The sequence below is a fragment of the Variovorax ginsengisoli genome (genome assembly GCF_030486595.1).
Lineage (GTDB): Bacteria > Pseudomonadota > Gammaproteobacteria > Burkholderiales > Burkholderiaceae_C > Variovorax > Variovorax ginsengisoli_B.
The window spans coordinates 1-11878 of sequence record NZ_JAUJZH010000021.1 but is presented as its reverse complement, the minus strand read 5'-3'; the positions used below and the strand labels follow the sequence as shown (position 1 = coordinate 11878).

Annotated in this window: 9 protein-coding genes and 2 pseudogenes; 4 read left to right on the top strand and 7 right to left on the bottom strand. The window is 64.5% G+C overall.

What is annotated here, in order from left to right; translation table 11 throughout:
• Nucleotides 1-825: 825 nt before the first annotated feature.
• The 3 genes from QZH52_RS25170 to QZH52_RS25160 all read right to left on the bottom strand — a co-directional run bounded on the left by QZH52_RS25170 (nucleotide 826) and on the right by QZH52_RS25160 (nucleotide 4267).
• Nucleotides 826-1890 (bottom strand): hypothetical protein, encoded by a 1065-nt coding sequence (locus QZH52_RS25170; protein WP_301813344.1) that lies wholly within the window; start codon nucleotides 1888-1890, stop codon nucleotides 826-828.
• 62 nt (nucleotides 1891-1952) lie between these two features.
• Nucleotides 1953-2552, bottom strand: coding sequence for a hypothetical protein (locus QZH52_RS25165; RefSeq protein ID WP_301813343.1), 600 nt, complete (start codon nucleotides 2550-2552; stop codon nucleotides 1953-1955).
• 5 nt (nucleotides 2553-2557) lie between these two features.
• On the bottom strand, nucleotides 2558-4267 hold the full coding sequence (locus QZH52_RS25160) for a UvrD-helicase domain-containing protein (RefSeq protein WP_301813341.1): 1710 nt from the start codon (nucleotides 4265-4267) through the stop codon (nucleotides 2558-2560).
• A 198-nt stretch (nucleotides 4268-4465) separates the two neighbouring features.
• Here QZH52_RS25160 and QZH52_RS25155 point away from each other — a divergent pair, with 198 nt between their 5' ends.
• From QZH52_RS25155 to QZH52_RS25150, 3 genes and pseudogenes are all read left to right on the top strand, one after another.
• Entirely contained in the window at nucleotides 4466-5263 is a 798-nt protein-coding gene (locus tag QZH52_RS25155; RefSeq protein ID WP_301813340.1) for an RNB domain-containing ribonuclease, read from the top strand.
• Nucleotides 5230-5307 (top strand): annotated as a pseudogene (locus tag QZH52_RS38685) (hypothetical protein); the annotation flags it as partial. The gene QZH52_RS25155 and the pseudogene QZH52_RS38685, both read left to right, overlap by 34 nt.
• A 766-nt stretch (nucleotides 5308-6073) precedes the next feature.
• Complete coding sequence (locus tag QZH52_RS25150) at nucleotides 6074-6604, top strand: double-stranded RNA binding motif domain-containing protein (protein ID WP_301813339.1); 531 nt, start codon at nucleotides 6074-6076, stop codon at nucleotides 6602-6604.
• Nucleotides 6605-6712: 108 nt separating this feature from the next.
• On the opposite strand, the gene QZH52_RS25145 is transcribed toward QZH52_RS25150, so the two are convergent.
• The 3 genes from QZH52_RS25145 to QZH52_RS25135 all read right to left on the bottom strand — a co-directional run bounded on the left by QZH52_RS25145 (nucleotide 6713) and on the right by QZH52_RS25135 (nucleotide 10158).
• Nucleotides 6713-7519: a DNA-3-methyladenine glycosylase I gene (locus QZH52_RS25145; protein WP_301813338.1), complete on the bottom strand. Its 807-nt coding sequence runs from the start codon at nucleotides 7517-7519 to the stop codon at nucleotides 6713-6715.
• A gap of 554 nt (nucleotides 7520-8073) precedes the next feature.
• Entirely contained in the window at nucleotides 8074-8388 is a 315-nt protein-coding gene (locus tag QZH52_RS25140; RefSeq protein ID WP_301813336.1) for a hypothetical protein, read from the bottom strand.
• Between the two features lie 825 nt (nucleotides 8389-9213).
• Nucleotides 9214-10158, bottom strand: a complete 945-nt coding sequence (locus QZH52_RS25135) for an alpha/beta fold hydrolase (RefSeq protein ID WP_301813333.1) — start codon at nucleotides 10156-10158, stop codon at nucleotides 9214-9216.
• A 115-nt stretch (nucleotides 10159-10273) separates the two neighbouring features.
• Between QZH52_RS25135 and QZH52_RS25130 the strand changes: the two genes are divergently transcribed.
• A complete protein-coding gene (locus tag QZH52_RS25130; protein WP_301813332.1) occupies nucleotides 10274-11095 on the top strand; it encodes an AraC family transcriptional regulator in 822 nt (273 codons plus the stop codon).
• A gap of 252 nt (nucleotides 11096-11347) precedes the next feature.
• On the opposite strand, the pseudogene QZH52_RS25125 reads toward QZH52_RS25130, so the two are convergent.
• Nucleotides 11348-11779, bottom strand: a pseudogene (locus QZH52_RS25125) (transposase); the annotation flags it as partial.
• Nucleotides 11780-11878 lie beyond the last annotated feature (99 nt).

The window sequence follows — 11878 nt, the reverse complement described above, 5'->3', positions numbered from 1 at the left end:
CTGAAGGCCATCTTCGAGAGTGCCGGGCCCGAGGCCCGCATCCATCTATCGACTTGCACCGAGCCCCCCGCACGAGGAGGTCATCGTGGAAATCAGCTCAGGTTAACTTTTCTACTAATTGGTAGAAGTCTGGCCTAAGTCTGACCTAAGTCGCAGTGGATGACGCCACAGATGACTCGTTGAGAGCCGATCTGGACGGAAAAAGTCGCCGTGAGACGAGAGTCGCGTTGACACCTGGTCGAAGTCTCTACCATAATTGCGACAAGTTAAGCCCTTTGGTGTTTTTCACACTCTGGTGGTGGCGCGTTGTGGTAGAGACTTCTTCACTATCCCGCACCGCTATCTGGTACTGAGAGACCGCCTTAAGGCATCTTCCTCGGTACCGAGGCAACGGTTGGTGATCAGTTTTGGTGTCAAGCGCGGTTTTTCTCCGCTCTCGATTTCCTCTTCTGTCCTGATCGGTGACTTGGTCACCTGCAGCGAGCATCTGGATTTATCCGGTGCTCGCTTTTTTTTGCCCTTCTGTTTCTGGCTCACCTGACAGCAGGCGCACAACTGCTCCGTACCACACCGCGCCGGGGCCGAAGCCGCTCCAAGGTCGTGGTGCGCGGGCCCGGCTCCCCACTGTCTCTCGATGCCGAAGCCCCTTTTGAATTTCTACCTCTGGATGGCCCCGAAGGGCTGTCCTTGCGCACCATTGTCTATTGAAGCGCGTATTTTCCGCAAGGTTTTGAGCGGTTTTTACATTCGCGGTAATTACTCGCCACGGGCCCCTAAATCAAAAGGATTCAAGCGCAGACCGTGACGAGCAACCCCGCTTTCGGGTCAGCGCGGGGCGTCGGCCGTTGCGCTCTCGTCCTCGAGCAACGGGCCGGACAGGACGTACGGCTGGCCGTTCACCATCACATCGCCGGCGCTCATCGCAGTGCGGGTCATGAGGCCTTCCGGCACCAGTGCCTGCACCTTCACCGCGTTCTCGGCGGTGTCGGCCAGGACCGTGAAGTGTTCGATGTGGGTATAGGTCAGCGTGTCGCCTTCTTGGCGGCCGCCACAGGCGCTCGCGAACGTTTCCATCCCCACCGCTGCATCGGCCACTTCACCGGCCACCGCGGTCACCACAGGCGACCCTGCAACGGCCTGGGGCACGCCCGAGAGCTCGCGGTCGTATTCGTCGTAGTCGTCGCCGGCGATCATCATGAAGCGCAGCTCCTTCGGCTCGGCAACCTGCACCGTGAACACCTCGCCACCGGTGCGGGCGATCTGCGCGACGGCTTCGCGAGCCACACGGGCTTCGTTGTTGAGCGCGAACTTGACCATCGAGTTGACGCTGGCGCCGGCCTGTTCGTAGAGCTGCTGCCAGCGGGCGCCGCTCAGATTGGCGAGCGTCGCCTTGAACGAGGCGGCCAGGTCGGTCGGCACCGAGACCGTGACCGTCTCGGGCATGCCGCCCATTTGCTCCAGCATCTCGCCGTGCTCGTCGTCGCGACCAGCGCCCGGCACGCCGCCCGGCACGGCGCCGTCGATTAGCTCGAGCAGGTAGATGGCCTTGAGCAGCGGGTCGGTGCGGAACTTGTCGCCTTCCATGCGCCCGAAGACACCACCAAAGACCTGGCCCTGGCGGCCGCCGGTCGACAGCATGATCGTGATGTCTTCCGTGGGGACTGCAGCCTGGGTTGCTTCACCGGCTGCGCCTTCGACGGCCTGGGCAGCCAGGGTGGCGACAGGGGCTTCCTGGACAGGCGCGGTGCTGGTGGCGATCGACTGGGCGACGGGCGCGGCGACTGGCGCCGACGCGACGGGAGCAGCGGCAGGCGCAGCGGTGGGTGCTGCGGCGGGGGCTGCAGCGCGCGGCGCGAAGCCGAATCTGAGAGTGGACGTGGTGGTGGTCATGATGCTGTCGCTCCTGGGTGAATGGCTCTTGTGGTGCCGTGTTGCTGATGGGAAAACTGCGATCAGGCGCGGGGCGCCTGGTCGGACTCGGGGGATTGCTGGGAAGCCGATCGGGCCACTGCCAGCCGGATGCGCTCGCCAATGACCTGGGCGTCGGGCGTCTCTTCGAGGTCGGCGGCCAGCTCGCCGTCCGGCAAGGCCGTGAATTGATGCTTGACCTCGCCAGAGAGGACGTCGTCGTAGATGTAGACCCGCGGCGCACCGCCATTGATCTCGACGCCCAGCAGCAACTGGGGCAGTCCCTCGAGCTGCTCGTTGCTCACGCCGGCGGGGCGGATCTCGACCACGCCCTTCGCTGGATCCATGGTCATGGTGTAGGTGGGCTCGGCCTCGATCGCCTCGGAAGAGCCGTCCAGAACGTCCCAGCGTCGAATGGTGCTCTGCACCGGCTCGGTGGCGGCGCGCTCAAGCTGAGCAATTCGGTCTTGCTGATCGCGCAGTTGCTGGAACATCGCCAGCATCAGGTTGTCGCCGTCGGAGGACATGTCCCGCCATGGCAGCCCATTGCGCAGCGCGGTGAAGGAGAAACGGCCATTCTTGTGGCCCAGCTCGACGGTGTACTTGCCGCCGTCGACCTTGATCGTGTCGATGGTGTCGGTCATAGGGTTCAGTGGGCGGGACGCGCCGTGCCGGCGCTGTTCATGAGTTCGATCGCGCGCATGCGCTCGGCCTGCAGCTGGGGCAGTTCCTTGAGCCATTGCTCGGTCTCGTCGTTCAGCTTGCACATGCCGCGGGCGCGGGTGATGCCGACATACAGAAGGTTGACCTCCTGCTCGGTGGCCTTGGACAGCTCGCCGGTCTCGCAGATCTCCTTCTCGGCCTCGAAGAGGAACTCGAAGTCGTTGCCGATTCGAACGCAGTCCCACTCCATGCCCTTCGACTTGTGGAGCGTGGTCAGGGTGAGCTCGGCGGCCGCCGGATCCTTCACTTCGTTCTTCTTGACCTGGGCGACGAGCTGCGGGATCTTGTGTTCGTGGCGCTCGACCACCTTGATGAGCATGCGGGTCTCGGCGTCGCGCGACGACTCGGAGTAGTCCACGAACTCGCTCCACGAGCGGAACCGCTTCATGAAGGGCGCACGGACCGCATGGAGCGAACGGGCCCAGATGTTGTAGGCGTCGACGATGACGTCCAGGTTGTAGTTCTCCACCCCACCCAGCCAGTGGACGCCGCGGCCCTGACGGGAGACGGCTTCCTCGAAGAGACCGGAGTTCGTGCGTGTGAGCAGCGTCGATTGCCGGCCCCAACCGGTGTCCTTGCCCATGCCCAGGATCTCGATCGACTCGCCCTTCAGGTTCTGCAAGATCTTGTTGGCCACATCCGCCGTCCGCGGTCCGAAGCGCCAGGTACGGGGCATCGTTACGACGCGGCTGCCTTCGATCGCGCGAAGGTTCTGCATGGCGTTTGTGGCGCCACGGAAACCGAAGATCGACTGGTGACGGTCACCAATGGCCAGGAGGCGGCAGTGATCGAGTTGCGCCATGACCAGTTGCTCGGTGAGCGGATTCGTGTCCTGCGCCTCGTCCAGGATCATGCAAGCGTAGTTGAGGCGCGGCCCAGACATCGTCCAGAGCTTCAGGTACGTGTCGTGCGTCACCGGCATCGTCGAACCGGGGGCGATGATCTTCTGCCAGGCCCTGCGGGCGTGGCCGAGGACGAGCTCCTCCTCCAGCGGCGTCAGGCCCCAATCGGCCACGACCGCCAGGTGCGACTCGTTGATCTCGGAGTCCACACTGGAGTAGAACGAGGCGAGCGTTTTCCCGATGCAGCCGGCAATGCGGTTCGCCACTCCAAGCTGCTCGGCAATGTCGCGCGGGCGCCAGGACTTGACCAGGCGGTCCTTGAACTTGTGCCCGATCGCGTTGAAGGCGAGGCTGTGCACGTTGAACACGTCCACGTTCGACGGGAATCGCTGCCGGGCTTCGTCGGCGTTCGCACGGCCGAAGCACAGGTAGATCATCTTCTCGTGCGGACGCGCCGCCGCGTAGCCCACAGCGGTGGTCGTCTTTCCCGAGCCGGCGACGGCTTCGCCGATGACGATGTGGTCCTTGGCGTCGATCAGCTGCTGCTGGTTCTCGTCGTATTTGACCGTGCGCCTCGCTGCGCCCGGCGTGGTGACGGCGGCGGCATCGGCTGCAGCGCGGGCCGCCTGGAACACGACCGACTGGGCTCGAGCCTTCTGGTCGAACTGAAAGCGCAGCGTGCGCGCACGCTCGATGAGCGCAGCGGTCCCGCCGCCGCCCGATTGCTCCGCTGGTTGCGGGCGAGCCACCGCGGCAGGCTTCGCCGAGCCGGGTGGTGGAGGAAGGATCGCCATGTTGCCTTTAGTTCGCCTGAACTGGCACGGCGCAAACATTTAGTTTGCGCTGCACTATTGCTGCGGTGTTTGTTTCGTTGCGCAACAATACCCGAAACGATCACGACGACGACTTTTTTTGTTTGCCTGGCGCGGATCGGATCGACGCGACGTCTTCATCCTTGACGACCCGCCCTCCCCTCTGCGCACAATGCTTTTATGCACACCGACATCGCTCTCTTCACCATCGACGCCGAGCATTCCCGCGACCTGGACGACGCGATCGGGATCGCCAGGAGCGATTCCGGCTGGACAGTGCGCGTGGCCATCGCAAACCCTTCGGGCTACGTTCCGATCGGAAGCGCCGAGGACCTCGTGGCCCGCAAACAGGGCGCGACGATCTACCGCGGGCGCCAGGCCACCATGCCCATGCTTCCGCGCTCGATCTCCGAGGACCAGGCGACGCTGACAGCCGGTGTTCCCCGAGCGGCCGTCGTCCTCGACCTCGAGCTCGACCAGGCCGGCCAGCACGTCGGCACCCGACCTTCCCTGGGCGAGATCACCGTGGTGCAGCGCCTCTCATACAAGGATGTGCCGTCCATCGCTTCCGACCGATCCCACCCGCATCACCAGGCCATGGTGGATGCGATCGCGATTGCTCGAGGCTTCCTGAGGCAGCGTCGTGCGCGCGGCGCCCTCGCCTTCTTCGACCAGCAGCAGATGCTCCTGACCGACGAAGAAGGCAGGGTCCAGCACTTCGCCGCCGGCGAGATGGTCGGGCACCTGCTGGTCCAGGAGATGATGCTCGCGGCCAACTCCGCCGTAGCCGAGCTCGCCGCCAGGAGCGACATCCCCTTCCTATATAGATGCCACGAACCGCGCGGATCTCTGCGCCACGAGGCCTCGCCGCGGCGGAATCCTTCGAGGCGTGGATCGCCGGCGGCCAGGCCACCACTGCTGCCGCGCTGGAGCGGCTCAACCTCATCAGGCAGAAGGCGCGCTACACGAGCACCCTGACGGGCCACTACGGGCTGAACGTTCCTGCCTACGCGCACATCACCTCGCCGCTGCGCCGCTACGCCGACCTGGCCGTCCAGCGCCAGCTCGTCGCGATGATCCAGAGCACCGCCCTGCCCTATTCCCAGGACGAAATGACGGCGATCGGCGACGAGCTGTTCGAGGTCTCGGAGGCGGTTGCCGTGGAGACGTCCGACTTCTTCAAGGCTCCAGTGCTCGCCAAGGCGCAGGCCGCCCTGGAGACCGGTGCCCAGCACGCGCTGCGCGCCCTTGCCGACAACGAACTGGGCCAGGCGGTGAAAGCGGGCCTTGCGGGCACGTTCGCGCCGGCGTTGGTCGACGAGCTGCTTCGCCGCATGGCCGCCGGCGCGCTGGCCGACAAGATCTCAGTGCGCTTCATCGAAGGCCGCGCCGCCCTCCCTGCGGCCGTCGCCGAGGGCTTCATTGCGATGGTCGGTGCAAAGCCCGCCACCGCGGTGTCCTTCTTGAATCACGCGGGCGCGATCAACGCGATCAGCGACTTCGAGGTCCAGTTCGAGGAGATCGCCGGCCGGACGGGGCCCACCTTTCGAGCGACCGCGACGATGCGTGACGCCGAGCGCGGGGCGACCTACCGCGCGGTTGCCAAGGATTTGCGGAAAAAAAGCGGCCGAGCAGGCAGCAGCCCTTCTGACCCTCTGCGATCTGATGGGAGTAGCGCGCCCGGTGGCCAGCGGCGCCGAGGACCAAGCGCCCTCCCCGGCCCCAGGCTCCGCAGCTCGCGATTTGCCGGCCCCTCCGCCCTCCCAACTCGCGAACCCGAAGGGTGCGTTGCTCGAGCACTGCCAGAAGAACAAGCTGGGCACGCCGACCTTCACAAGCACGTCCACCGGCCCGTCGAACGCGCCGACGTTCCTGTGCCAGGTCGAATTGACCGCCGCCGGCGGCCGCGTGCATGCGCGCTCTGCCGAGGCCTCGACGAAGCGCCAGGCCGAAGCCCTTGCCGCGCAGGCGCTACTCGATCAGCTGGGGGCGCGCCGGGATGCGGTCGACCAGGTCGATGGCACAGCAGCGACCGCACCCCTCGCTCAGAGCAGCACTGCCGGCCCGACACCGGTGGCGAGCGATCGGGGCCGCACGATCCAGCTCCTTTTGGAATACGCGCAGAAGGCCCGCCTGTCCGCGCCGACCTTTGAGTTCGTCGAGCTCTCGAAGACGCCGAGCTCGTTCGAGTGCCGCGCTTGCCTGGCGCTGGCCGAAGGCCCGATCGAGCTGCGCGCCACGGACGCGTCGAAGCAAGGGTCCAAGGCCGCGGCCGCTGCGCTCGTCCTCGAGCATCTTGCGACGAACCTCGTTGCCTGACACCCTGATTGCGGGCGCTTTGTTTCGATCTTTGTTGCGCGGCGAAACAATAAACGCAACAAGGACGGGTGGGTGGCCGTTGGGAGCCCAAGGCATCCCGGCCTGGCTTCAAGGGGCCGTCGCGCTAGCCTGGTCGAGTGGGTACCGGCAGTGAACTTTGCGCAAGCTGCAGGCCGAGCAGCGAGGTGAGTCAAGGCACACGCCCTGAGTGATGCCGTAGGCGGTGGCACTGGCCTGTCCGTACAGGACGAACACAATGTCGATGTACCGGATAGGCAACCCTGTGGCGGCGGCGAACTTCTGCCCATGCAGGACCGTCTTGAGTAGCTGCCGCTTGTCCTCAATCAGCCCCAGCCGCAGAAACATGCGCGTGATCACGCGATCCGGCTTAAGCACAGGGAGGCCGACATCCGTCATGAAGTGGTACACCGTGACTCCCCCCAGGTAGCCGAACTTCGCCTCGAGCGTCTCCTTCAGCAGCAGCACGTCCTCGAGCGCCTTGAGCTGCCCGAATGACAGTAGAAAGCTGCGGAAGGACCCATGCTCTTGAATCAGCGCCTGCATCACCCGAGCGTTGTCGACGCACGCCTGGATCTTGCGCTCGTTGCGGATCATCGCGGTATCGAGCAGGACGCGCTTCACATCCTTCTTGCCGTGCCCAGCAACGGTGTCCAGGTCGGGGAAGTGTCCGAAGATCACCGCCTCTTTCGCCTTGACCGTCTCGGCACGAAAACCCGAGTAGAAGACCACCTTCACCATGATGGCGAAGTAGTCGTCATCGGAGAGCTTGCGCGTGGCGTAGTTCTTGAACATATCGAGCTTCTCGCGCTGCACCTTCGCTTCGACGTCGGGCGAGCGCATGTCGAATAGCGCGCGCTCGACTGCCTCGAACACCTTCTTGTAGGGGTATGCCATAGAGCTTCTCTTTCAGAACGGCCTGCTGGCCTTTTTAGACCCGGGCATCAGCCGAGGGGGACACTAACCCGCATGGTGCCGCGAGCGAGCCGCTCGTCTTCGCACGCTCCCCAAAGGATGAAAGTGTCTGGGTCCATATGTTCGCGAACAGCCGCGAATGCGATCTTTGGCTCTGCAAATCGCCGGTCTCACGGTGGAAATGCGAGAACGATCAGCGCGTGCGCAGCAGCACGGCCGCCTGCCTCACGGAAGGCCTGCTGCGCCGCCAGCTTCGCCCGACGCTCGCCTGCTGCAGTCCCCACCCTCAGGGCAGGCGATTGCACGCCGCGAAACACTACCTCCAAGTCCTCCAGGTCGAGGGTGACGTGCTGGCACCTGTGGCTGCGCGCCACGTCATCCAGAAACCGGCCGCGCACGCCGCGCCCCTGAGATGAGCTGGCCAATGGCAGGGCAGCCCTGACCACGGCGGCGAAGTCGGGGCAATTGCCCTGAGGGGGTCGTGCTGCATGGATTGCTGTCTTGTCCGCAGTTGGCGGCCGGATTCTGACCGACGCTCAGACCTCTTGCAGCTGCTCGACCAGCACGACAAAGTTGCTGCTTCCGGCGGTGGACTCGACTCCCCAAGGCTTCGTCGTCGAAGCACGGACCAACGACCGGCCCGCGGCGTCAACCCACTCCAATTCGACCTCGCAAGCCAGAACGCCCGGCCGAGGGAGCCCATCGACGGTGACCGGGGTGGAACTCACGATGGCGTCTTTTTCAACGAACCGGTGTGCCTGGCCTTGCGCGTCGACCAAGAGGCATTCCACGAGGGGCGGATAGGCACTGTCATCGACAAGCCGTGTGATTTCGACGGTGATGGCTTTCAACGGGCACCTATTTCTGTGGCTTGGGTGAACGGATTGAAAGGAGGGTTCGAACGTCCTCAGTTGGCCGACTGCCGCCTACCGCGACGAGGACCATCGGACGGTGAGCATACATGCCGGCTGCGAGTCTCTGAAGAGCGAGCACCACGGGTCGTAGGTCCTTCGCATCGACTTGAAGCTCATCGGTGTCAAGGGCCCATACCCGGGACTCCTCGGCCACCGCTGGCTTCGGCTTGATCAGAGGAACGGCGGCAGCCCTGTCACGGCCGCACGCGCCGCGCCGTGCCGAACCGATGTTTGAAACACCGCCATCGGCGGCTTTAGGAAAAGGACAAAAGTGACCAAGGCAGTCAACGTGTTCCGCTCGAAACCTACCTTCTCGAGCGAATCGGTGCGGCGTTTGCTGACCTACGGCGTCATCGCGTGCGGCGCATCCACTGGATTGATCGCGTGTGGCGGGGCGCCCTACAAAGCTTCGGCTGGGAAAGACCCGAACAAAATAGTGCTCAGCACATGCACGTCCTTTGCAGGTCGGGTCATCGAGGGGGGGCTGTAATCATCTCCGCGAAGTTGGTTCCGAGCATCGCCGACGTGCCTGAGTATTGCGCGGTTCGAGGAGAGATGCCGCTTCAGGAGCTTGGAGGCCACGCGCGCCTTCTTCATGGACAGCGGACTTTTGCAGAACCTGGGCAACTTTGATATCGCGCTCTGTCAAGGTATCTCGATCGGCCAGCTAACCATCTTAATCTTCGCTTGCGGCCTCCTGGCGCATGGTCGCCATGCGCCAGGAGGCCGGTGGTGCCTTGGAAGCCGCGCCCTGGAGCCCGCTTATTCCCTGATGAATGCCAGCAGGTCGTTGTTGAGCCGGTCCTTGTGCGTGTCGGCGAGTCCGTGCGGTGCGCCTGCATAGACGATCAGCTTGGCGTTCTTGATCAGCTTGGCGGAAGCCCGGCCGGATGCGTCGATCGGCACGATCTGGTCGTCGTCGCCGTGGACGACGAGGGTTGGCACGTCGAAGCGCTTCAGGTCTTCGGTGAAGTCGGTGGCCGAGAACGCCGCAATCGAGTCGTAGGTGCTCTTGTGGCCGCCCTGCATGCCCTGTGCCCAGAACGACTGGATGGAGCCCTGCGAGACCTTCGCGCCAGGCCGGTTGAAGCCGAAGAATGGACCCGAGGCAATGTCGAGATACAGCTGCGAGCGGTTCTCCAGCTCGCCCTTGCGGATGCCGTCGAACACCTCGATCGGGAGGCCGCCCGGGTTCTTGTCGGTCTTCAGCATCAACGGCGGAACCGCGCTTACCAGCGCAGCCTTCTTGACGCGGCTGGTGCCATAGCGGCCGATGTAGCGCGCCACCTCGCCGCCGCCGGTGGAGAAGCCGACCAGCGTCACGTCCTTCACGCCGAGCGTGTTGATCACGGTTGCCAGGTCGTCGGCATAGTGGTCCATGTCGTTGCCTTCCCAGGGCTGGCTGGAGCGGCCATGGCCGCGGCGGTCATGCGCAATCACGCGATAGCCCTTGGAAGCCAGGAAGATCATCTGGGATTCCCAGCTGTCCGAGCTCAGCGGCCAGCCGTGGCTGAAGGTGACGACCGGACCGTTCCTCGGGCCCCAGTCCTTGTAGTAGAGCTGCACGCCGTCCTTGGTGGTGATGTAGCTGGCGGTTTTTGCAACCGCCGCCGCCGGCTGGCGAATGGCCAACTTGTCGGCCGCGAACACGGCGTTGGCGGCGACAGCCAGGGCGGCCACGGCGAAGATGCGGGTAACGGCGTTCATGTTCTTTCCTTTGATGCGGGTTGGGGTTTCAGGTCGGAATCGACAGAACGAACTTTACGTGCGTGATGAAACGATTGGTGATAAAACGTCCTGATAACTTGACTTGGAGTATTTGATGGCCGATCGACTGGAAGCCCTGCTGACGCACTTCTCCGTCACCGCTCGGGTGTTCCAAACCGGGGCGCTGTGCGGAATCAATGACGTGGACGGGGAGGGCACGACCGGCCAGCTGCATCTGGTGCGCCGCGGTGAAGTAGGCGTCAGCCACGGCGGCGCGGAGGTGCTGCGCATCCGGCGGCCGAGCCTTCTGCTGTACCCGCGGCCGATGGCGCACAGGTTCATCACCGAGGCTGGGCACGGCGCCGACTTTGCCTGCGCGCACCTGCAATTCGAAGGCGGCGCCGCGAACCCGATCCTGGCCGCACTGCCGGCGTTCGTCTGTCTGCCGCTGGAGGAGATCGACGGCACGGAGGGCGTCCTGGAACTGCTGTTCGAAGAAGCCTTCGAGCAGCGCTGCGGCAAGCAGGTGCTGCTGAATCGCCTGTTCGACGTTGTTCTCATCCAGGTGCTTCGACATCTGATGGAGCAGGGGCAAACCCGCTCGGGCCTGCTCGCAGGGTTGTCGCACCCGCGGTTGCGCAACGCCGTGGTGGCCATGCACGAGCGGCCGGCGCTGGAATGGACGCTCGACGCCCTTTCAGCCGAGGCGGGCATGTCGCGCAGCGTCTTTGCCACCCAGTTCCGCCACACCGTGGGATGCACGCCGGGGGTCTACCTGCAGCGCTGGCGCGTCGGCCTCGCGCAGCTGGCTTTGCGCCAGGGGCGTCCGCTCAAGCTCATTGCGCAGGAGGTCGGCTACGGGAGCGAAGCCGCGTTGTCGCGCGCCTTCAAGGCGCAAAGCGGCGTGTCGCCCCGGGAGTGGAAGCAGGCCGCGTGAGGCCGGGACCCGAGGGCCCGTCTCAAGTCCGCCGACTAGCACCCCAGAGCAGCACCACGAGCGCGATGCTCAACAGGAAGGTGGTGCATCCCTAGGGATGGTCTGCAGAACACGCGCAGCGCGGACGGTTGAATGAATATGGCGATGTCGATGCATCCGAACATCTCAATCGAGCTGTCAAGGCGTCGATTTGCCGCGCGGCGCAGCCTTCAAGCGGATCTTGTGGGCCCGATTCCGGCCCTGCAGACGCACTCATCCCTCGATCCCGATCAAACGCCGCCGGGCCATCCACAGGTTAGACAGCGCGAACAGCGTGACGATCTGCGCCGTGTTCTTCGCCAGCCCGCGATAGCGCACCTTGGTGAAGCCGAACTGCTGCTTGATCACACGGAACGGGTTCTCGACCTTGGCTCGGATGCTGGCCTTCATCTTCTCTATACGCTCGGCCACGAACTCCGGCCCGATGAAGGGGTTGAGCATCCTGCGCTTGCCCGGACGCATCGCCACGTGCCAGGTCGGCCCTTGGGCCTCGCCACGCTTGTGCACGCCTTGGTAGCCGGCGTCGCCGAAGGCCGCCTGCTCTTCACCATGCAGCAGTGCGCCGGCGACGCTGATGTCGCTCACGTTGGCTGCGCTGCCCACCACCGTGTGCACGAGGCCAGAGGCAGCATTCACGCCGATGTGAATGAAAGGGACTTCCCCGTCCCGAGCTATCCGCGGAGTGCCCCTTGGGCGTTGCGGCAAACGGCATCAAAGTGCCACGATGGGAAGTTACCTCATCAA

What these genes read in the sequence shown, in the direction of transcription:
- QZH52_RS25170 (WP_301813344.1), bottom strand. Translation starts at nt 1,890, where the DNA reads ATGACCACCACCACGTCCACTCTCAGATTCGGCTTCGCGCCGCGCGCT.
- QZH52_RS25165 (WP_301813343.1), bottom strand. Translation starts at nt 2,552, where the DNA reads ATGACCGACACCATCGACACGATCAAGGTCGACGGCGGCAAGTACACC.
- QZH52_RS25160 (WP_301813341.1), bottom strand. Translation starts at nt 4,267, where the DNA reads ATGGCGATCCTTCCTCCACCACCCGGCTCGGCGAAGCCTGCCGCGGTG.
- QZH52_RS25155 (WP_301813340.1), top strand. Translation starts at nt 4,466, where the DNA reads ATGCACACCGACATCGCTCTCTTCACCATCGACGCCGAGCATTCCCGC.
- QZH52_RS25145 (WP_301813338.1), bottom strand. Translation starts at nt 7,519, where the DNA reads ATGGCATACCCCTACAAGAAGGTGTTCGAGGCAGTCGAGCGCGCGCTA.
- QZH52_RS25135 (WP_301813333.1), bottom strand. Translation starts at nt 10,158, where the DNA reads ATGAACGCCGTTACCCGCATCTTCGCCGTGGCCGCCCTGGCTGTCGCC.
- QZH52_RS25130 (WP_301813332.1), top strand. Translation starts at nt 10,274, where the DNA reads ATGGCCGATCGACTGGAAGCCCTGCTGACGCACTTCTCCGTCACCGCT.